Source organism: Methylorubrum subtropicum (assembly GCF_038442325.1).
GTDB classification, from domain to species: Bacteria; Pseudomonadota; Alphaproteobacteria; order Rhizobiales; family Beijerinckiaceae; genus Methylobacterium; species Methylobacterium subtropicum.
Genome location: NZ_JBBXMW010000021.1, coordinates 56,006 through 76,752 on the forward strand (window position 1 = coordinate 56,006; position 20,747 = coordinate 76,752).

The window sequence follows — 20,747 nt, forward strand, 5'->3', positions numbered from 1 at the left end:
GCACGCCCCTGAACGGATTAAAGTTTTCGCTCGTCTTATGAAAAATGGTTCATGATGGATCGGCCGGCCGGCGCTGACGGCGCAGCCAGCGGACGAGGGTGCGCAGGCGCTCGAACAGGGCGGGCCGGCGCTCCAGCTCCGCCTTGGCCTTGACAGTAGCGCGCTCCGCCGCGAGGGCGAGCCGCCCGCGCAGGGTCGGGGCCTGCGCGATCTCGAACAGCGGGCGCTCGACCGGGCCGAAGCCCGCCTTGTAGGGCTGCGCTCCGATGGTGAAGTCGAAATAGGTCAGCCCCTCGCGCCGCGCCCACACCATGATGCGGGAGGCGATGAGCAGGCCGGGCGCCGCCGCGCGCCACGGCCCGCCCGCCATGGCGAGCAGCACGCCGTGGAAGGCGCCGCCGTGGACGAGGCCGTAGGCGGTGGCGATCCATTCGCCTTCCGCCCGCAGGCCGAACACCCGCACGAGGCTGGAGCCGGGCTCGGCGAGCGCGGCCGCGCGGTAGAAGGCGGTCACGGCCGGCTCGTCCAGGGGCTCGAACCGGCCGATCTCGCGGAACCGCTCCCGGCGCTGCGCCACCAGGGTGTCGAGCAGGGCGGCGATCTCGCCGGGCTCGGTCGGGGCGACGAAGGCGACATCGGCGTGGCGTTCGAGGCGCTTGGCGCGCCGCGTCAGGTCGCGGTGGGTCGAGGCGCTGCACACCCGCTTCAGCAGGGTCTCGGGCTCGCCTTCGAGCGCGAAGCCGGAGCGGGTGAGCGGGATCGGCCGGGCGCAACCAATCAGCGCCAGCGGGTTGGCGACCGCGCCGAGATCAGCGGGCATCCGAGTGAGGCGGATCAGGTCCGCCGGCGGCAGCACGGCGCGCAAAGCCTGCCAGATTTGTTCGGATTCCTCGGGCGCGGGCGAGACGCCGGGGGCGAGGAGCGGCGCGGCGTAGTCGCAGGTGCCGAGATCGAGCGCCTCGATGATGCGCACGCCGCGGCGGCGGCGGCGCGCCAGCGGCAGCAGCAGGATCGGGCGCCCGCCACAGTGGACCTCCACGATCAGCGGCTCGGCGCCCCGCGCGGCGGCGAGGTGCGCGATCAAGGGTTCGACCCACTCGATCCGCTGATAGGCGGTGCAGGCGCCCTCGTCCTGAAGGCGCCCCCAGAGGGGAGCGAGCGCCGCCACGTCGCGATGGAGCACGGCGGCGTAGGGCGCGCGTGCTTCCGCCTCGGGCGGGCGGATCGGTTCGGCCGCGACGATCACGGGGCTCTCCTGGCGAGCGGCAGGGCGATGGACGCGGGCGTGGCGGCCGAGGCGTCGCGCCGCCGCAGCGCCCACCAGCACCAGACGAGCACGACGACTTCCGAGGCCGCGACCCCGGCCATCGACCACGCGGGCGCGGCGAGCGCCACGATGCCGGCCACCGCCGCCATGCCGAGCGCGGCGCTGGCGAGCGCCATGGCGGCGAGTTCGGGAAAGGCGCGGCGCGTCTCGATCAGCGTCTTCGGCGCGGCGTAGAGCATGGTGAGCGTCACCGTCGCCCAGACCAGCGCGGCGATGAGGCCGAGCGGCTCGCCCGCGAACCGGTCGGCGAAGAGATGGTGCTCGACCCGGTCGAACAGCAGGAACAGGGCCGCGCCGTAGGCGAGGCAGGCAGCGGTGAGCAAGGCGGTGCCGGCGGCGAGCACGAGGCGCAGGCGGCGCCGGTCGTCCGCCGCGATCAGGCGGGCCATCTCGGGCTGGATCAGGTTGACCACGACGGTGCCGAGCAGCCGCAGCGGCGCGAACAGCACCAGCACCGCCGCGACCGGCGCGTAGGCCGCCGGCCCGGCGAGCCCGGCGATGAGGAACATCTGCCCCTGCGCCTGCACGTTGGCGGTCGCGGTGCCGGCGACCGACCACGCCAGCGAGCGCCACAGCCGACCGTAGCGCCGCCACGCATGGCGTGGGGCGATGCGCAGGGGCTCGCGCAGGATCGCGAGACCGACCGTGAGGCCGAGCCCGTGCGCGCTCGCGAGCAGCCACAGGCTGTCCCACAGCAATGCGTCCGTCGCCTCGCCGTGAAGAAGAAGCAAGAGCATCGCGGTGCCGCTCGCCGTGAAGGCGAGGTCGCTCAGGCCCGCGATCCCGGCGCGTCGCTGAGCGAAGAGCAGGTTGCGCAGGAAGCTGCGCAGCGACCACGCCGCCACGAACGCGCCCACGGCGAGCGCGCCGGCTCCGACGAACGGCGCGAAGGCGGCGGCCGTGCCGAGGCCCAGCGCAAGGCAGAGGGCGAGCGCCCCGGTGCCGAAGGCGGTCGCCTCGGCCTGTGCCGCGCTCCGCGAGCGGGCCTGCGGGATGAAGGTCGCGGCCGGCACGCCGCACAGGGCCCGCACGAAGGTGAGCGCGACGGCGCCCAGCCCGAACACGATGGCGAACACGCCGTAGCCGTGCGCCGACAGCACCCGCACCAGGGCGAGGTTGAGCCCGAGATGGAACAGGCTCTGCAACACCTCGCCGCCCAGCATCACGGCGAAGCGGCGGGCGAGGCGATGGAGATCGGGGCGGGTCATCGAACGCGTCATGGGGCGGGCGTCTCCCGTCCCGTCCTCCCACCCTCACCCTTATCCTGAGGTGCCCGCGTGAGCGGGCCTCGAAGGAAGGCTCCAGCCAGCCGCGCGATCCCCGGAGCCCTCCTTCGAGGCTTCGCTTCGCTGCGCACCTCAGGATGAGGGTGAGGGTGGGAATGGGCGTCGGGGCATCGTTCCCGCACCAACGCCCCGACCGCCCGCCGCGCCACGTCCTCCGTGAACAGAGCCTCGTACCGCCGCCGCCCAGCCCCCGGAAGAGCCGCCCACGCCTCCGGCGCCTCGACGATCCGAGCCAGAGCCGCGGCCAAAAGATCGGCCCGGCCGGGCGGCACGCACCAGCCGGTGCGGCCGTCCTCGACCACCTCCGCAAGGCCGCCGATGGCCGAGACGAGCGGCGGGCGGCCGTAGGCCATCGCCTCGATGGCGACGCGCCCGAGCGATTCGGGCAGGCGCGAGGGCACGGCGACGATGTCGGCCCAGCGATAATGCGGATCGGGATCAGAGGCGAAGGGCATGAGCGTCACCCGCGCGGCGTGCGGGCCTTCGGCGATGCGGGCGGTGAGACGCCGCTCCCGCTCCGGGTCCTCGAAGGCGCTGCCGACGATGCGCAGTTCGATCCGCCGGGCGGTCTGCGGCGACAGGGCGTCGAGGGCGTCGAGCAGCACGTCCTGTCCCTTGATCCGGCTGAGGCGCCCCAGCATCAGCACCCGCAAGGGCCGCGCGCCGTCATAGGTTCGCGGCAGGGAAGCCGACGGGCCGGCGATGCCGTTATGGATCACCCGTTGCTGGACGGATTCCGGCAGGGCGAAGGCAGCCCGCGTCGCCTGCGAGTTGAACACGATCTCGGCCCGGCTCCAGCGGATCAGCCCGCGTAGCACCTTGAGCGCGAGCCCCTGCGGGATCTCGTGGACGTGCAGGATCGCCTTACCGGGAAAGAACCGGGCGGCGAGGAGATGGTCGGCCACCACCGCGGTGTTGATGTAGACGAGATCGTTCTTCGCGAAGCGCCGCATGGCGCGCAGCAGCGCGAAGGGCAGCGCGAGCAAGCCCAAGGTCGCGAGCCGCAAAAAGTTTTTTCGGCGCAGGACCCACAGAGGTGCGTAGTCCACCCGCGTCGCGAAACCTTCCAAGAACGGTACGATCGGCCCTTCTCGAGGCAGGACCACGCTCAGGTCCGCCGCGGGCACCGTATCGCGTATGGCACCGACGGTTTCGATGAAGCATCGGTCCGAGCCGTAGAGTTCGTAGCCCTGATGGATGCAGGCAATGCGCATGGGGTCACTGCCCTCGACTCGTCCCGTTTCGGCACCGAACCGGCGCCGCTGACGGAGACGGAGCAAGCGCCGGGCCCGCGCGCTACGGGCATGGGTCGTCCCGCCGTGGCGATCCTGGGCACCCGCGGCATCCCGGCGGCGCATGGCGGCTTCGAGACCCTGGCCGAGCGGCTGGCGCAGCATCTGGCCAACCGCGGCTGGCGCGTCACGGTCTATTGCCAGCACGAGGTCGCGAGCCTCGGGCGCCGCTTCACCCCATCGACGTGGCGGGGCATCGAACTCGTCCATGTCGAGGTGGCGCGAAAAGGGGCGCTCGCGACGCTGGCCTTCGACTGGCACTGCACCCGCCACGCCGCCGGGCGCGACGCGCTCTGCCTCGTGCTCGGCTACAACGGCGCCCCGTTCCTGCCCTGGCTGCGGCTGCGCGGCCGGACGATCCTGACGAACATGGACGGGATCGAGTGGCGCCGGCCCAAGTGGAACCACGCGGTGCGGGGCTATTTCTGGGTGAGCGAATGGATCGCGGCCTGGGCCTCGCACCGGCTCATCGCCGACCATCCGGCCATCGCCGACCATCTCGCCACACGGCGCCCGCGCAGTGCCATCGCGACGATTCCCTACGGCGGCGATCCCGTGACGGAGGCGCCCACCGCCCCGCTCGACGCGCTGGGCCTGACGCCTCAGAACTACCTGCTGAGCGTGGCACGGATCGAGCCCGACAACTCGATCCTGCCGATCGTGCGGGCCTTCTCGCGCCGCCGCCGGGGGGCGCGCCTCGTCGTGCTCGGCTGCCTCAGTGACGCAAACCCCTATCACCGCGCCGTGCGGGCGGCGGCGGGTGACGAGGTTCTGTTTCCCGGCGGAATCTACGATCCGGCGCAGGTGCGGGCGCTGCGCTTCCACGCCCGCGCCTATCTCCACGGCCATCGGGTCGGCGGCACCAATCCCTCGCTGGTCGAGGCCCTGTGGGCCGGCAACGCGGTGATCGCCCACGACAACGTCTTCAACGCCTGGACCACCGGGCCGGGGCAGTTCGCCTTCCGCGACGAGGACGCGTTGGAGGCCGCGATCCACTTGGCGCTGACCGAACCGGAAAGCCTCGCCCCCGCCCGCGCCGCCGCGCGGCGGCGGGCGGCGGAGGCGTTCGCGTGGTCCGAGGTGCTGGCCCGCTACGAGGCGGAGCTGATCGCGCTGGCCGAGCTGGCGGGAAGCCGGCAGGCTACGCCCGTTTCGGTCCGGCCGGACGCCGCGCCGCGCCCGCGCTGAGATGCCGACCCGCCGCACCCTGCTCGCCGCGGCCCTCGCCGCCGCCTTGCCGGCGCGGGCCGGCCCGGCCGGCCCCCGGCTGCGGCGGGGCATCAGCCTGTGGCCGTGGTTCTCGCTCACCAAGGAGTATCCGGCCCCGCGCACCGACTACGCGTGGCCGCCGTTCCAGGTCCAGCGCCCGGTGCCGCGGCGGGACGACCTGCGGCGCCTCGCGCAGGCCGGCTTCGATTTCGTGCGCATCCCGGTCGATCCGGGGCCGTTCCTCGCCTTTGAAGGCACGCCGTTCCGCCGCCGACTGCTCGACGAGGTGGAGGACGCGGTCGGGCTCTGCCTCGCGGCGGGGCTCGATACGATCGTCAACGTCCAGATCAACGAGGCGACGCACCACTGGAATTCGCGCCGGCTGATCGCCAGCCGCGAGGCGGCCGATTATCCGGCCTACCGCGCCCTCGTGGTCGAGCTGGCCCGGCGCCTCGATCCGGCCCGGACGGTGCTGGAGCCGGTCAACGAGCCGCCGCAGGCCTGCGGCTCGGCCGAGTGGGCCGCCCTGCAACGCGACCTCCTGGCGGCGGCCCGCGCGGCGGCGCCCGCCCTGACGCTCACCACGACCGGCGCCTGCGGCAGCATGGTGCCGGGGTTGCAGGCGCTCGATCCCAAGCCGCTCGCCGGGCTCAGGCCGCTGACGTATATCGTCCACTTCTACGAGCCGTACCTGTTCACCCACCAGGGCGCGCCGTGGATGCGCGGCGAGCCGATCTACCGCGCCCTCAACGCCGTGCCCTGGCCGGCGAGCGCCGGCACACTCGAAGAGACGCTGGCGGCCGTGCGCCGCCGCATGGCGCAGGACAGGGAACGCCCGGCGGCCGAGGCGAAGGCGGCCTATGCCGAGACCGAGGCCAAGATGCAGGAGTATTTCGACGCCCGCCCGGACCGCGATTTCCTGATCCACGGCCTCTCAGGCGTGCGCGACTGGGCGAAGGCCAACGGGGTCGCGCCGGAAAGAATCCTGATCGGCGAGTTCGGGGCCTTGCGCAGCGACGCCCGCTACGTCGCGGCAGGCGCCGCCGACCGGGCGCGCTACATCCGCGACTTGCGCGAGACCATCGAGGGCTACGGCTTCGGCTGGGCCTACTGGAATTTTTTCGACGGCTTCGGCCTCGTCACCGACGACGCGACGCGGGATTTCGACCCGGCCGTCGTCGCCGCGCTGGGTCTGCGGATGCCCCGCTGAGGCCCACCACCCGGCGCCTCCCACCCTTCCTCTCATCCTGAGGTGCCGGAGCGAAGCGAAGGCCTCGAAGGAGGGCTCCAGCCTGCCGCGCGATCCCTGGAGCCCTCCTTCGAGGCTCCGCTACGCTCCGCACCTCAGGATGAGGGGTTTGTATGGGAGGCGCCGGGCGTCTACCGACGGAGCAGCGGCCGGTAGAGCGCGACCATCAGGATCGCGAACTTCGCCAGCACCGTCGTCTTGCTGGCGATGCTCTCCGAGGTGTTGAGCAGCAGCGCGAAGCCCAGCACCGGCAGGAACGTCCCCGGACGGCAGCGGCGGACGATTTCGGCGACGAACAGGATCACGGCGAGCGTCAGCAGCGCGGTCATGACCACGCCCTGGTAGAGCACCATCCGGACGATCGGGTTCTCGATGCCCCATTCCAGGCCGTGCATCCGCCGCAGGGTCTCGACGAAGCCGGTATCGGGGCCGAGCATCAGCTCGTGCAGGGGGATGCGGTCGAGGAGCGCCAGCATCTCGATGCGGGCGTTGGCGCTGCCGCCGTCGGAGACGAAGCGCTCGGCGAGCGTGTCGAAGAACCCACCGAATGCGAGCGCCACGACGGCCAGCGGCGCCATGGTCAGGAGCGACAGCCCGGCCGCGGCCCCGAGCAGCGGCACCCGGCCGGTGCGCAGCACCCGCAGGGTCGCGACCAATCCGTAAAGTCCGCCGAGTAGCGCCACGGCGACGATGGCCGAGCGCCCGCCGAAGGTGACGAGCGCCCCCATCTGCACCACCAGCATCGCAAAACGCTGCCACGGCCGCAGCCGTCCGCCGCCCGCGATCAGGGCGAGGATGTAGGTCGCGGTGACCAGCGCGTTGACCAGGGGATGGCCCTGGAGGGCGGTGGAGCGGGTGTCGGTGGGAAACGCCTCGCCGTCGAGGCGGTAGGGGAAGACGCGCTCGCCGAGGGCGAACTCGGCAAGCCCGAGCCCGGCATTGGCCAGCAACACGCCGTGCAGGGCGGCTTCCAGGGGCCCGAGCCGGGCGGGGTCGATCCGCACCAGCAGCATCATGACGAGGGCCGGGCCGACGAAGGTGTCGATGGAGCCGGCGAGCCCCGTGCCGGAGCGCAGGGCGATCTGCACGAGGAGCGCCGTGCCGGTCACGAGCAGCAGCAGGCTCGCGGGCGCGTCGCGGGCGGTGCGCACCATGAACCCGACCGGATCGCCCGACGCGAGCATGACCCAGACGAGGCAGAGCGGCGCGAGGTAGGACGCCGGATGGACCTTGGCCGCCGCCCCCCCGGTCATGCCGTCGTAATTGACGCCGAGATGCCACAGCACGCCGCCGGACAGGAGGAAGAGCACGAGCAGCAGCAGGATCGCCGGGGCGGCCGACGGGCTCATCCGGGTACGCGTGCGGGTTTGGCGGACCGGGACGGCCCAGGTCGAGGACGGGAGTTGCGGGCCGGCGGTCACGTGAGCCGCCTCACGCCCGCGTCACGATCAACCCGGCGCTGACCGGATGCCCGGCGAGCCCCGCCGCCTCCACCAGATCGGCGACGTCGCGCTGCGGCGTGGTGCCGAGGCGGGCGACGAGGAGGACGCCGTCGGACAGGGGCATCAGGCTCGCGGCCTGGGGGTTCTCGGTGATGGCGCCGCCATCGACGATGACGAGGTCGAAGCGGCGGCCGATCTCGGCGAGGAAGCGCTCGCGGGCCTCGCGGCCGCGCTCGGTCGGGGCGCGCTTGGGGCGGCCGACGCCGAGGAAGCGCACGCCGCTCGACGGCTCGCGCCGCATCACCGTGGCAAGCGGCTCGTCGCCGCGCAGCACGTCGAGCAGGCCCGGCGTCGCCTCGGGGCCGAGCATGTCGGCCTCGATCATCAGCACCTGCAGGCCGCGCGCCTCACCGAGGGAAGCCAGCAGTTGCGAGATGCGGCGGCGCTCGGTGCCGTCGGCGGCGGCCGAGGTGACGAACACGCTGGTCGCGGTCCCGAGCGTACCGGTGCGGATGCCGAGCAACCGCGTCAGCGCGAGCGCGCCCGCGGCCTCGCGCGCGGCCTGCGCGGCCTTGCGGGTGCGGCGGCGCGGACCGTCCGGCACGGTGCCGATGACGGGCGCGCCGGTGAGGCCCTGGAGCTGACCGCGGGAGAGCAGCACCGGGTTGGCATATTCGCGCACCAGCGCGAGCCCGGTGCCGAGCCCCATCCCGGCGGCGGCAGCCGCGAGCGCGAACAGGCCCGGCATCGGCCAGCTCTTCTCCTGCGGCGGGATCGCCTGCGTGACGACGCGGGCGTTGGTGGCGTCGATGTTGGCGCGCTCCTCGATCTCGCGGGCGCGGGTGAGGAACGAGGTGTAGACGCTGCGGCTCGCCTCGACCTCGCGCTCCAGCTCGCGCAGCTTCACCGCCGCTTGGTTCGTCGCCGTGCTCTCGCCCCGGAGACGGTCGAGATTCTTCGACAGGGCGCGCTCGCTCGCCGCCGCCCGCTCGTAATCGGCCCGCGCCGACTGGGCGATGCGGGCAAGCTCAGAGACGATCAGCGCGCGCACGTCCTGCATCTGCGCGCTCACCGCGACGATGGACGGATGGCGGGCGCCGAGCTGCGTGCGCAGATCCGCCTGCCGTTCGACCAGTTCGGCGTATTGCGCCCGCAGCTTCCCGATGGTGTTGGACTGGATCGCCTCGTTGATCGCCTCCGGCGCGCCGGTGCGGCGGGCCTGCTCGATCTGGTCGAGGCGGGCCTTCAGCTCGGCGGTCTTGGCCTGGGCGGCGCTCAAGGAGACATTGATCTCGCCGAGTTGCTGCTCGGTGACGAGGCGCCCGTTGGAGCGCACCAGATCCTTCTTCGCCCGGTAGGCCTCGGCCCGCTCTTCCGCCTGCCGCACCCGCTCGCGCTGCTCGGCGAGGCGGTCGGTGAGCGAGCCGGAGGCGCGCTTGGAGGCTTCCGTGCGGGCGTCGCTCTGGTCGGCGAGGTAGGCCGCCGCGATGGCGTTGGCGGTGCGCGCCGCCTTCTCGGCGGACTTGGCCGTGAACACGATGTCGATCACGAACACCTTGTCGGCGCGCTTCACCGCGAGGCGCTTGCGCATGTTGCGCAGCAGCCGGTCCTCCCGGTCGGTCACCGAATCCGCGGGCTCCGGCCAGCCGATCGCGTCGCGCAGGTCCGAGACCAGCGTGCCGATGTCACCCTTGCCGGTGAATTCGGGGTCCCGGTCGAGGCCGGTCGCGGCGGCGGCGCGGGTCAGCACGCCGGCCGATTCGAGCACGCGGGCCTGACTCTCGACCTGGGTGACGCCGCCGTCGGGCGCCACCATGGTCGGGTTGATGTCGTTCGTCAGAACCTGCCGGTCGCGGGGATCGATCAGGATCTGCGCGGTCGCGGTGTAGAGCGGCGGCGTCAGCACGCAATAGGCCAACGTCGCGGCGACGAGCGCCAGCGTCGTCAGGACGATGGTGGCCCGGCGCCGCCACAGGATGCGCCACAGGTCGCCGATCTCGGCGGTGCGGTCGATCTCGCCCGCCACGGGCGCCGTCAGCGCCAGGGCGCGGCCGGTCGCCTCCCTGCTCTCGATCTGCAACATGGTCGGTGACCGCCTCGGGACAGAATCCGCGTCGATCGCCGTCGAAGGGACGGCGCGGGCACAAGACTGCAATCGGCGTGCGCGGGGATTCCGTATCGATTTCGTTAAGCAACGTCCCGGACCGGGACTCTCAGAGGTTGTCTGACGGGCTCATCCCATACAACCCCCTCATCCTGAGGGGCCGCTCGAACGGACGCTCAGCCCCGGTGCGGCAGCCGCGCCTTCGAGCCGGGGCCGGACAGCATCGCCTTGCGCTCCAGGCCCTTGTGCAGATGGACCATCAGGGCGACGCCGAACAGCGGCGTGACGAGGTTGACGACCGGGATCACCATCATCCCGGCGAGCAGGCAGCCCGCGAGGATCACCGTGCCCCCGAAATGCTCGCGCATGGCCCGCGCGTCCGCGAGCGGCCGGAAGCGGCCGGCGGCGAGTTCGAAATACTCGCGGCCGAGCAGATAGGCGTTGGCGCCGAAGAACGCGATCAGGTTCACCCCCGGCACGAAGACGAGGATCAGCGCCACGAGGTTCACGAGCAAGGCGAGCCCGGCGAAGCGCAGCGCCGACCACATCGCCTCGCCGAAGGGCAGCGCGCGGCCCCGCGGCTCGGCGGGAAAGTCGGTGCGCTCGACGATCTCGGCGACGTCGTCGAGGAAGAAGCCCGCCACCAGGATCGAGACCGCGGGCATGACGTAGGCGAGCGCCACGAACAGCCCGGCGCCGGCCAGGAAGTAGGCGATCGTATCGAGGAACGGGTAATCCGCCGAGATGTGGTGGCTCGCCTGAAACGCCTGGATCAGGCGGGTGAGGCCGAACCACACCGCAATCAGGAGCCCGATCGTCAGCGCCAGCGACTTGAGCAGGATGCCGCGCAGCGCCGGGGACAACACCTGGCGCAGAGCCGCGGCGGCGGCCTTGATGAGCATCGCCCGATCCGTCCGTGGAAAAACTGCTTCGCACCCGCCCCGCCGGGGTTCTCGCCGCAACCGCCCATCCGCGCAAGCCCCGCGGGTTTCAGGCTCCTCCGGCCGTTTGCCGCGTTGATGCCGGCACAGACGCCGGAGACACGCGATGACCCGACGCCCTTACGCCTGCCTGATCCTGCTCGGGCTCCTCTCCGCAGGCCCGGCCGCCGCCCACGAAGTCGGGGCCTGGGCCGGGGCGAGTTCGGCGCCGGCTGAGCGCTCCGAGGTCGCGGTCGCGGCGCTCGACGGCAAGGCCTACGTCGTCGGCGACTACAACGGCGCGACCGAATTGCTGATCTACGATCTCGCCGCCGACCGCTGGAGCAAGGGCGCGCCGTTCCCTTACCCGGTCCACCACACCATGGCGGCGGAGAGCGGCGGAAAGATCTACGTGTTCGGCGGCTACGTGAACGGCTGGGAGGCGAGCCCGAAGGTCTGGGCCTACGACCCGAAAAAGGGCGCCTGGGAGCCGCGCGCCCGATTGCCGACGCCCCGCGCCGCGGGCGGAGCGACGCCGGTCGGCCAAAAAATTCACGTCGTCGGCGGCAGCGGCTCGGGCCGGGGCAACGTCACCACCCACGAAATCTACGATCCGGCGACCGATTCCTGGGCGAGCGCGGCGCCGCTGCCGACCCCGCGCGACCATCTCGCGGTGCAGACGGTGGAGGGCCGCATCGTCGCCACCGGTGGGCGGGTCGACGGGGATTCGTCGAAGAACCTCACGGCCAATCAGGTCTACGACCCGGCGACCGACCGCTGGAGCGACGCCGCCCCCCTGCCGACCGCCCGCAGCGGCGTCGCCTCGGCGGTGCTCGGCCGCGAGGTCTTCGTGATCGGCGGCGAGTCCAAGGTGAAGACTTTTGACGAAGTCGAGGCGTTCGATCTGCCGGCCAACCTCTGGCGCGCGCTCGCCCGCCTCCCCACCGCCCGCCACGGCTTCGGCGCGGTGACCTATGGGGGGCGTATCTACACCTTGACGGGGAGCCCGCGGCCGGGGGGCGACAAGTCGGGGACCGTGGAAGTGCTCGATCCGAAGGGGGCGGCGCCGGGGCGGTGATTTTTTGAGTTCACGACGCCGCCGCACCTCCCTCCCCCCTCTGCGGGGGAGGGAGGGCCCCGAAGGGGGTCGGGAGAGGGGAGCGACGTTTCAGAAGATAGCTGGGCGACGGCGGCCAAGCGGAGTCGTCGCGCTGCCCCTCTCCCGTCCGCTCCGCGGACACCCTCCCCCACCTCAAGTCGGGCTTGCCCGACTTGAGCACTTGGGATGCGGATGTCGGGCAAGCCCGATATCCGTGGGGGGAGGGTTCTTTGGGCGCGCTTGTCGTGGGCGACGTTGCGTCCGACATCACCGGCGCACTCACATTTTCGAAAACCGAATGCCCACCCCCGAACACACCCGCTTCCGCCCCACCGTCCCCCCGCGCTTCGCCCCCCTCGCCACCGCCCCCGACGCGGCGGTGATCGGCGCGGGCGCGGCCGGCATCGCGGCGGCGCGGCGGCTCACGGAGCGCGGGCTCTCGGTGGCGGTGCTGGAAGCGCGCGACCGGGTCGGTGGCCGGGCCTTCACCGCGGCGATGCGCGGGCATCCGATCGATCTCGGCGCGCACTGGCTCCATGCCGGGCCGGTCAACCCGCTGGTGGCACTCGGGCACGCCCGCGGCGAGCCGCTGCGGCGGGCGGCGCAGGACGGGCATCTCTGGGTCGGGCGCCGCCGGGGACGCCCGGCCGAGCAGGCCGCCTTCGGACGGGCCTTCGACGTCGCCGACCGGGCGATGACGCTGGCCGCCGGCCTGCGCGACGACGGGCCGGCCTCGAGCGCCGTGCCGCCGAGCCTCGGCCCCTGGCGCGAGCGGATCAGCCTCGTCCACGCCCTCGTGTCGGGCCGGCCGTTGCGGGAGGTGTCGCTGCACGATTGGCCGAGCCTCGAATACGGCGACAACTTCTTCGTCGCCGGCGGTTACGGCGCCTACATCGCCCGTCTCGCGCTCGATCTGCCGATCCGCCTGTCGGCGCCGGTCGCCGCCATCGACACCGGCGGGCCGGGCGTCAAGATCCGGCTGGAGGACGGCGGGACGCTCGCCGTGCGCGCCGTCATCGTCACCGTGCCGATCCCGGTGCTCCAGCGCAGCGTCCGCTTCACCCCGCCGCTGCCGGCCCGCACCCGCGACGCGATCGATGGGTTCCTGTCGGGCATCTACGAGCATGTCGTGCTGCACTGGCCGTCCGCGCCGTTCCGGGGCCGCGACCGGCTCGCCAGCATCGTCGGCGGACATCACGAGCCGCCGGGGATGCTGACCCGGATCGACGGCACGCCGTTCCATTACTTCGAACTCGACGCCGCCTTCGCCGAGGCCGCCGATGCGCTACGCGCCGGGCCGGACGCCGAGCGCCGCCTCGCCCGCACGGTGCTGGCCGAGCATTTCGGCCACCGGGCGCTCCACGACCTCGCCATGCCGGCGGTGAGCGGATGGCGCCACGATCCGTTCGCGCGCGGCTCCTGGGCGGTGGTGCCGCCGGGCCATGCCGGGGCGCGCCAGACTCTCGGCGAGCCGGTGGCGGGCCGGATCTTTTTTGCGGGCGAGGCCAATTCCCGCCTGCAATGGGGCACCGCCGGGGGCGCCTTCGAGGAGGGTACGCGGGCCGCCGACTCCCTGGCCGAGTGCCTGTCTGCACCGAGCCTGCGCGCCAGCGCCTGACGCGTATTGCCTCCGAGGCACGAACGATGCGAACCGCCGCCTCATTCCAAGCGGCGCTGATTCCGACCTGCGGTCGCAATCAGCGCGTCCGGCGGACGACCGCCGCCGCCAAGCAATATGTCATTGCGCGCGGGCGGACAGCGCGCGTGGATGCGTCGCTGTCCGGAATCGGGGGCGGGGGCGGGGGCGGCGATGAACTGGATCGAGGCGATCGGCTATCTCGGCACCGGGCTCACCGTCGCCTCGACGGCGATGGGTACGATGATCCCCTTACGCATCCTGGCGCTCTGCGCGAGCTGCGCCGTCATGACCTACGGCCTCCTGATCGGCAGCGTGCCGGTAGTGCTGACCGCGCTGATCCCGATCCCGTTCAACGCGTGGCGGCTCTACCAGATGGTCCGCCTCGTGCGCGACACAGAGCGGGCGGCCTCCGGCGACCTGTCGCTCGACTGGCTGAAACCCTTCGGCACCTCGCGCCGCTTCCGGGCCGGCGAGGTGCTGTTTCTCCAGGGCGATCCGGCCACCGAAATGTACCTGATCGAGAGCGGGCGCTTCCGCATCGCCGAACACGGGCTCGACGTGAAGCCCGGCGACATCGTCGGCGAACTCGGCATGCTGTCGCCGGGCAACCGCCGCACCGGCTCCCTCGCCTGCGTCGAGGCGGGCTCGGCGCTCTGCCTGAGCTATTCCGAGGTCAAGCAGCTCTACTACCAGAACCCGGAATTCGGCTTCTACTTCCTCAAATTGACGAGCGAGCGCCTGTTCCAGGGCGCCGCCGAGCCGCTGCAAGGCACAGCCAAGTCCCTGCGGCCGGAGAATGCCGGCACCGACGTGCTGTGAGGCGGTCTCGCTCCCGCCGTGTTCGGGCCCCAAGACGGCATGCGCCGGGGGAAAACGGTGCATGTCGCGCGGACGTGTTTCGCCAACGCCCGCGGGAGTGGTACGAATTCAAGCGCGGCCTTGACCGCCCGGAGCGCACAAGCGGCCAGAGACCATGAGGGGATACGAGGCAAAGGCCCAGGTCATGGCGGACGTCGCCACCGTGATCGAGCAGGCCCGGCGAGAGGGACGCGACCTCGCCACCGCTTTGCGCATCGCCCGGGTGACGCTCGCCTATCTCAGCGGCCCGCAGCCCGACCCGGAGCAGGCCCGCGCGCTGGAAGCCTTCGACAAGCAGTTGCGGCAGCTGTCGAGCTGAGCGGCCTTCCGCTTCACGCCGTCATTGCGAGGCGGAGCCGAAGCAATCCAGGGCGCGACTTTTTCGGAAGAGGCGAGACCGCCCCGACGACACGGCCACGTGCGTGCCTTGCCCTGCGCGTGCGGAGCCCTGGATTGCTTCGGCTTCGCCTCGCAATGACGGCGAGAGCAATCGGATCACGCTGGCGCCCTGTGAAGGCGCCTCACCCCGCCTGCACGATCAGCGTCACGGCGCCGAAGGCCAGGACGGCGAACACCGCGACCGCCATCAGGATCAGGGCCGCGCGCGACTCGCGGAGTTGGTTCTCTTCCATGCCCTCAGCTTAAGAGCAGCCGCGGGGCCGGGGGAAGCCGGTCGTTTCGCCGCGACCGGTCCGGCGCGGGCGTCACCACGACGATCGCCTCGCCGGGGACCGACTCGGCCGGGGGCCGCCAGGGCAGGACGCTCCAGCGGCCGTACCAGTCGTCCGCCACCGAGAAGGTGTAGCGGTGGCTCGGGTCGCAGGCATGGGTGAACGGCAGGACGCGGGGAAACGCACCCCGCCGCGCGGAAAACCCCTCCGAGAACAGGCCCAGCATGGGCGCCGGACGCGCGGTGTCGTGGGTACGGGCGGATGCAGGCACGCGGGACAAACCTTCGCGGGAGAACCGGGACGAGGCCCGCGCGCGGCGGGCCGTTGCCCGGTTTACTGCAAGACCGGAGCCCCGCCGCGCCCCCGGCGGGCGCCACCCGCGGGCGGGGCGCCGATTCCACTGCGGAAACGGGCGCGAAAAGCCCCGCGCCGGGCTGGTTCGGGGGTTGCGATGGTTAAGCGAAACCGTCTTCGACCGGGCCGCGATGTCCCGGATCGGGACGGCGGGCGGATCGGGACGGCACGCACGCCCCGATCCGGTACCGACGCCTCGCCTGCCACAGGACCGACCATGCAGCCCGACACCGGCGCGCTCCGGCGCCTCCTCCACCGCCGCTTCGCCACCTTCGGCTTGCTGGGCGCGCTGGCGCTGACGATGACGTGGTGGTTCATCGTCGCCCGCGGCGTGTGGCTGGCCATCGAGTGGGCGACGGCCTGAGCGGCGCCCGGCGCAGGGCGGGCGAACGTTCTTTCTAGAGAACGCGGCTGCAGGGGATGGTTCTTCCCTCATGACGGTATGCAGGAGAAGATCGTTGCGAAGGGGTTCTGTCTGCCCTTGAAGCGGCGATGAGATGACCTCTATCGCGCCTGTCGATGGGTTCGGCGGACGCCCTAGGTCAGCTTGACAACGTTCGTTAAAACGAACACTTCCTTCGATGACGAGCGGGCCTGTGGGCCCGCCCCACGGAGGCGAGACGACGTGACTTCAGGCAACCCGACCCGACCCGGCCGCGCCCCGCTCGGAAAGGCCGCGCTCCTCGGCCTCGCCCTGGCGTTCGGCACCGTGGGCGGCGCACGCGCGCAGACCGAAATCCTCAACGTCTCATACGATCCGACGCGCGAACTCTACCGCGAGATCAACGCGGTCTTCGCCGAGGAATGGAAGGCCAAGACCGGCGAGACGATTACGATCCGCGCGGCCCATGGCGGCTCGGGCGCGCAGGCCCGCACGGTGATCGACGGCATCCCGGCCGACGTGGTGACGCTCGGCATCCCGTCCGACATCGACGCCATCGCGAAGATTTCGAAAAAAATTCCCGCGGACTGGCGCACCAAACTTCCAAATGAAGGCCTGCCCTACACCTCGACGGTGGTGTTCCTCGTCCGCAAGGGCAACCCGAAGGCGGTCAAGGACTGGTCGGACCTCGCCAAGCCGGACGTGAAGGTCATCACCCCGAACCCGAAGACGTCCGCGGGCGGGCGCTGGAACTTCCTCGCCGCCTGGGGTTACGCCTACGAGAAGGAAGGGAAGGACAAGGAGAAGGCCAACGCCTTCGTCGGCACCTTCTACAAGAACGTTCCCGTGCTCGACACCGGCGCCCGCGGCTCGACCGTGACCTTCGCCCAGCGGGGCCTCGGCGACGTGCTGCCCACCTGGGAGAACGAGGCGTTCCTCGTGCTGGAGGAGTTCGGCAAGGACAAGTTCGACATCGTCGTGCCGCCGACCTCGATCTACGCCGAGCCGCCGGTCGCGCTGGTCGACGCCAACGTCGACAAGAAGGGCACCCGCAAGCAGGCCGAGGCCTATCTCCAGTTCCTCTATAGCGACAAGGCGCAGGCGATCTTCGCCAAGCACCATTACCGCCCGATCAAGCGCGAGGCCGCCAAGGCCGAGGATCTCGCCCTCCTGCCCGAGATCAAGCTGTTCAAGATCGAGGACATCCAGGGCTCCTGGGACGACATCCAGAAGCTGAACTTCGACAACGGCGGCCTGTTCGACCAGCTGAGCAAGCGATGAGAGAGACACCGGCCCCTCGGCGGCGCTTCCGCCAGCGGAGCGTGATCCCCGGCTTCGGGCTCACGCTCGGCTACACGCTCACCTGCCTCGGCGTGATCGTGCTGCTGCCGCTCGCGACCCTGGTGGCCAAGGCCGCCGGGCTCGGGCCGGCGGGCATCTGGGCCGTCGCCACCGATCCGCGGGTGGCGAGCGCCTTGCGCGTCAGCTTCGGCGTGTCGCTGCTCGCCGCACTCACCGCCTCGATCTTCGGCGGCATCGTCGCCTGGGTGCTGACCCGCTACGACTTCCCCGGCCGCAAGCTCGCCGACGCAGTGGTGGACCTGCCCTTCGCCCTGCCGACCGCGGTCGCCGGAATCGCGCTGGCCTCGCTCTACGCCCCGAACGGGCCGGTGGGCTCGCAGCTGATCAAGATCGGCATCGAGGCGGCCTACACGCCCATCGGCATCTTCATCGCCATGGTGTTCATCGGCCTGCCGTTCGCCGTGCGCACCGTGCAGCCGCTGATCGCCGAGATCGACAAGGAGGTGGAGGAGGCCTCCGCCATCCTCGGCGCCTCGCGGATCGCCACGCTGACCAAGGTGGTGCTACCCCCGCTGATCCCGGCGGTGCTGACGGGCTTCGCGCTGGCCTTCGCCCGGGGCGTCGGCGAGTACGGCTCGATCATCTTCATCGCCGGCAACCTGCCCTACGTCTCCGAGATCGCGCCGCTGCTCATCGTCATCAAGCTCTCGGAGTTCGACTACGAGGGCGCCAGCGCCATCGCGGTGATCATGCTCGGCATCTCGTTCCTGACGCTGCTCGCCATCAACCTGGTCCAGGCCTGGAGCCGGCGGAGGTTCGGCTATGTCTGAGGCCGTCGCCCCCTTTCCCGACACGCGGGACGACACGATCCGCCCGCCCCAGAGCGTGGTGACCGAGCGGCCGTGGATTCGCTGGCTGCTGATCGCGGTGGCCTTGAGCTTCCTGGCGCTGTTCCTGGTGCTGCCGCTGATCACGGTGTTCGCGCAGGCGCTGGCCAAGGGCTGGGGCGCGTATCTCGCCGCCTTCACCGAACCGGATGCCCGCTCAGCCATCTGGCTGACGCTCACCGTCGCGGCCATCGCGGTGCCGTTCAACCTCGTCTTCGGCGTGGCGGCGGCCTGGGCCATCGCCAAGTTCGAGTTCCGCGGCAAGAACCTGCTCGTGACGCTCATCGACCTGCCGTTCTCGGTCTCGCCGGTGGTCTCGGGGCTGATCTACGTGCTGGTGTTCGGCTCGCGCGGCCTGTTCGGGCCGTTCCTCGTCGAGCACGACATCCAGATCATCTTCGCGGTGCCGGGCATCGTGCTCGCCACCGTGTTCGTCACCTTCCCCTTCGTGGCCCGGCAGTTGATCCCGCTGATGCAGGAGCAGGGAACCGCCGAGGAGGAAGCCGCGCTGACGCTCGGCGCTTCCGGCTGGCACGCCTTCCGGACGGTGACGCTCCCCAACATCCGCTGGGGCCTGCTCTACGCGGTCCTGCTCTGCAACGCCCGGGCGATGGGCGAGTTCGGCGCGGTCTCGGTGGTCTCGGGCCACATCCGGGGCCTCACGAATACGCTGCCGCTGCACGTGGAGATCCTCTACAATGAGTACAACTTCGTTGCCGCTTTCGCCGTCGCCTCCCTCCTTGCCGGCCTCGCTCTTGTCACCCTCGCCATCAAATCCTTCCTCGAATGGCGCTACGCCGACGACATCGCGGCGGGCACACGGCGCCACTGACCGCGTGGGCCAAGCGACCGCGATCCGCGTTGAGGACCTGTCGAAGACGTTCGAGACGGCCGCCGTCCTGCACGACTTCAATCTCGACGTGCGCGCGGGCGAGTTGCTGGCGCTGCTCGGGCCCTCGGGTTCGGGCAAGACGACGCTGCTGCGCATCATCGCCGGGCTCGATTCTCCGGACCGCGGCCGCATCATCTTCGGCCGCGACGACGCCACGCGCGTTCCCGTGCAGCAGCGCTCGGTCGGCTTCGTGTTCCAGCACTACGCCCTGTTCAAGCACATGACGGTGGCGCAGAACATCGCCTACGGGTTGAACGCCCGGAAGCGGTCGGAGCGCCCGGAAAAGGCCGAGATCAAGCGCCGGGTCGGCAACCTGCTCGACCTGATCAAGCTCTCGGGCTTCGCCGACCGCTATCCCTCGCAGCTGTCGGGCGGCCAGCGCCAGCGCATCGCGCTCGCCCGCGCGCTCGCGGTGGAGCCGCGCGTGCTCCTCTTGGATGAGCCCTTCGGCGCCCTCGACGCCCAAGTCCGAAAGGACCTGCGCCGCTGGCTGCGCGAGATTCACGACCGCACCGGCCAGACCACGATCTTCGTCACCCACGATCAGGACGAGGCGCTGGAACTCTCCGATCGCGTGGCGGTGCTGGATCGCGGTCGCCTCGAACAGGTCGGCACGCCGGACGAGGTGCAGGAGAACCCGGTCTCCCCGACCGTGCTGAAGTTTTTGGGCGACACGATCGAGGTCGAGGCCATCGCCCAGAACGGGCAGGTGCTGGTGAGCGGTCGCGTCACGCCGCTGACCGCGCCGCCCGGCGTGTCCGGCCCGGTCAAGCTCTACGCCCGCCCCTGGCAGCTCCAGTTCGCCGACGCGGACGCCGCCCATCTCCACGGCACCGTGCGCTCGTCGTATCGCACGCAAGGCCGCCAGCGGATCGAGGTGGACCGGGAGGGGGCCAAGACCGTGGTGGTCGAGGCGTCCGACACGGCGCGGCTGGCGCAGGGGCGCGAAGTGGGGCTGCGGATCGTCGGGGGGTGGGTGTTTCCGTAGCGGGACGCGTTCCCCTCCCCCTTGCGGGGAGGGGTCAGGGGTGGGGGTGGTGCAGACGGCACCGGAACGCTAAATCCTGAACCACCCCCACCTCCGGCTCCTCCCCGCAAGGGGGAGGAGAGGCCCGCCTTACGCCCGCCCGGCCTCGGCCGACAGCATCAGCGGGTCGATCCCCAACCCCCGCAGCGCCTGATCGTACTTGGTGCCGAGCCCGGCGCCGAAGATCAGCTCCGGGTCGGCCGGGCAGTTCAGCCAGCCGTTGGCCATGATCTCGTTCTCGAGCTGGCCCGCCTGCCAGCCGGCGTAACCCAGCGCCAGCACCGCGTTCGACGGCCCCTTGCCGTCGGCGATGGCACGCAGGATTTCCACGGTCGCGGTCAGGCACACGCCTTCGTCGATCTGCAGCGTCGACTGATCGATGTGGAAGTCGGCGGTGTGGAGCACGAAGCCGCGCTTGGCATCGACCGGGCCGCCCATCAGCACCGGCATGTGGCCGACCTGCGCGCGCAGGCGGATCGCGTCGGATTCGCTGGCGATGTCGAGCTGGATCAGCAGGTCCGGCATGCTGAGGTCGGCCACCGGCTTGTTGACGATGATCCCCATGGCGCCGTCCGCCGAGTGGGCACAGAGATAGATCACCGAGCGGGCGAAGCGCTCGTCGCCGATGCCCGGCATGGCGACGAGGAACTGACCGTCGAGATAGGCCGGATCTTTGAGGGGCGAGGCGGAGCGCTGCATGCTCCCATGCTAATGCGCCTCGGGGCGTTGATCCATAAGGCAAACGCGCGCGAAAGCGTGCCTCGACAGGGGGCGGCCCCGCGGCTAACGCTGGCCGGGCATAAGTGG

Annotated in this window: 19 protein-coding genes; 11 read left to right on the plus strand and 8 right to left on the minus strand. The window is 71.3% G+C overall.

All coding sequences use genetic code 11. The features are described 5' to 3' along the window. Positions 1-49: 49 nt before the first annotated feature. From AAHG03_RS22415 to AAHG03_RS22425, 3 genes are read right to left on the minus strand one after another with little or no spacing between them, the layout of a single operon-like run. The gene (locus tag AAHG03_RS22415) at positions 50-1,246 is read right to left on the minus strand and encodes a GNAT family N-acetyltransferase (protein ID WP_342153324.1); all 1,197 of its coding nucleotides are present in this window, start codon (positions 1,244-1,246) and stop codon (positions 50-52) included. Then, positions 1,243-2,547, minus strand: coding sequence for an MATE family efflux transporter (locus AAHG03_RS22420; protein ID WP_342153326.1), 1,305 nt, complete (start codon positions 2,545-2,547; stop codon positions 1,243-1,245). The genes AAHG03_RS22415 and AAHG03_RS22420 overlap by 4 nt, the downstream gene beginning before the upstream one ends. Then, positions 2,544-3,827 carry a glycosyltransferase family 4 protein gene (locus AAHG03_RS22425; protein ID WP_342153328.1) on the minus strand — a complete coding sequence of 428 codons (1,284 nt, stop codon included), beginning with the start codon at positions 3,825-3,827 and terminating at the stop codon, positions 2,544-2,546. Before AAHG03_RS22425 ends, AAHG03_RS22420 begins: the two co-directional genes overlap by 4 nt. A gap of 90 nt (positions 3,828-3,917) precedes the next feature. Here AAHG03_RS22425 and AAHG03_RS22430 point away from each other — a divergent pair, with 90 nt between their 5' ends. Beyond that, positions 3,918-5,093, plus strand: coding sequence for a DUF1972 domain-containing protein (locus AAHG03_RS22430; protein WP_342153330.1), 1,176 nt, complete (start codon positions 3,918-3,920; stop codon positions 5,091-5,093). A 1-nt stretch (position 5,094) separates the two neighbouring features. Continuing rightward, positions 5,095-6,324 (plus strand): glycoside hydrolase family 5 protein, encoded by a 1,230-nt coding sequence (locus tag AAHG03_RS22435; protein WP_342153333.1) that lies wholly within the window; start codon positions 5,095-5,097, stop codon positions 6,322-6,324. Between the two features lie 170 nt (positions 6,325-6,494). On the opposite strand, the gene AAHG03_RS22440 is transcribed toward AAHG03_RS22435, so the two are convergent. The 3 genes from AAHG03_RS22440 to AAHG03_RS22450 form a co-directional block, all read right to left on the minus strand. Beyond that, positions 6,495-7,712 (minus strand): VpsF family polysaccharide biosynthesis protein, encoded by a 1,218-nt coding sequence (locus AAHG03_RS22440; protein WP_342153335.1) that lies wholly within the window; start codon positions 7,710-7,712, stop codon positions 6,495-6,497. Positions 7,713-7,794: 82 nt separating this feature from the next. Continuing rightward, on the minus strand, positions 7,795-9,888 hold the full coding sequence (locus AAHG03_RS22445; RefSeq protein WP_342153337.1) for a GumC family protein: 2,094 nt from the start codon (positions 9,886-9,888) through the stop codon (positions 7,795-7,797). A gap of 197 nt (positions 9,889-10,085) precedes the next feature. Continuing rightward, positions 10,086-10,811, minus strand: coding sequence for a sulfate transporter family protein (locus AAHG03_RS22450; RefSeq protein ID WP_342153339.1), 726 nt, complete (start codon positions 10,809-10,811; stop codon positions 10,086-10,088). A 145-nt stretch (positions 10,812-10,956) separates the two neighbouring features. Between AAHG03_RS22450 and AAHG03_RS22455 the strand changes: the two genes are divergently transcribed. From AAHG03_RS22455 to AAHG03_RS22470, 4 genes are all read left to right on the plus strand, one after another. Beyond that, positions 10,957-11,907 carry a Kelch repeat-containing protein gene (locus tag AAHG03_RS22455; protein ID WP_342153341.1) on the plus strand — a complete coding sequence of 317 codons (951 nt, stop codon included), beginning with the start codon at positions 10,957-10,959 and terminating at the stop codon, positions 11,905-11,907. A 319-nt stretch (positions 11,908-12,226) separates the two neighbouring features. Beyond that, positions 12,227-13,546 (plus strand): flavin monoamine oxidase family protein, encoded by a 1,320-nt coding sequence (locus AAHG03_RS22460; RefSeq protein ID WP_342153343.1) that lies wholly within the window; start codon positions 12,227-12,229, stop codon positions 13,544-13,546. Positions 13,547-13,738: 192 nt separating this feature from the next. Then, positions 13,739-14,386, plus strand: a complete 648-nt coding sequence (locus AAHG03_RS22465; protein WP_342153380.1) for a Crp/Fnr family transcriptional regulator — start codon at positions 13,739-13,741, stop codon at positions 14,384-14,386. A gap of 184 nt (positions 14,387-14,570) precedes the next feature. Continuing rightward, a complete protein-coding gene (locus AAHG03_RS22470) occupies positions 14,571-14,744 on the plus strand; it encodes a hypothetical protein (protein ID WP_286159163.1) in 174 nt (57 codons plus the stop codon). A 317-nt stretch (positions 14,745-15,061) separates the two neighbouring features. On the opposite strand, the gene AAHG03_RS22475 is transcribed toward AAHG03_RS22470, so the two are convergent. Next, a complete protein-coding gene (locus tag AAHG03_RS22475) occupies positions 15,062-15,367 on the minus strand; it encodes a hypothetical protein (protein WP_342153345.1) in 306 nt (101 codons plus the stop codon). A gap of 300 nt (positions 15,368-15,667) precedes the next feature. On the opposite strand from AAHG03_RS22475, the gene AAHG03_RS22480 reads away from it, so the two are divergent. The 5 genes from AAHG03_RS22480 (at position 15,668) to AAHG03_RS22500 (ending at position 19,901) form a co-directional block, all read left to right on the plus strand. Then, positions 15,668-15,814, plus strand: coding sequence for a hypothetical protein (locus AAHG03_RS22480; RefSeq protein WP_342153347.1), 147 nt, complete (start codon positions 15,668-15,670; stop codon positions 15,812-15,814). Between the two features lie 261 nt (positions 15,815-16,075). Further along, positions 16,076-17,113: a sulfate ABC transporter substrate-binding protein gene (locus tag AAHG03_RS22485; protein WP_342153349.1), complete on the plus strand. Its 1,038-nt coding sequence runs from the start codon at positions 16,076-16,078 to the stop codon at positions 17,111-17,113. After that, positions 17,110-17,964, plus strand: a complete 855-nt coding sequence (gene cysT / locus AAHG03_RS22490) for a sulfate ABC transporter permease subunit CysT (RefSeq protein ID WP_342153351.1) — start codon at positions 17,110-17,112, stop codon at positions 17,962-17,964. Before AAHG03_RS22485 ends, cysT begins: the two co-directional genes overlap by 4 nt. Further along, entirely contained in the window at positions 17,957-18,853 is an 897-nt protein-coding gene (gene cysW, locus AAHG03_RS22495; RefSeq protein WP_342153353.1) for a sulfate ABC transporter permease subunit CysW, read from the plus strand. The genes cysT and cysW overlap by 8 nt, the downstream gene beginning before the upstream one ends. A 4-nt stretch (positions 18,854-18,857) precedes the next feature. Further along, positions 18,858-19,901 (plus strand): sulfate/molybdate ABC transporter ATP-binding protein, encoded by a 1,044-nt coding sequence (locus AAHG03_RS22500; RefSeq protein WP_342153355.1) that lies wholly within the window; start codon positions 18,858-18,860, stop codon positions 19,899-19,901. Between the two features lie 129 nt (positions 19,902-20,030). Here the strand turns inward: AAHG03_RS22500 and AAHG03_RS22505 are convergent, their stop codons facing one another. Then, positions 20,031-20,639 carry a YqgE/AlgH family protein gene (locus AAHG03_RS22505; RefSeq protein ID WP_342153357.1) on the minus strand — a complete coding sequence of 203 codons (609 nt, stop codon included), beginning with the start codon at positions 20,637-20,639 and terminating at the stop codon, positions 20,031-20,033. Between the last annotated feature and the right edge of the window lie 108 nt (positions 20,640-20,747).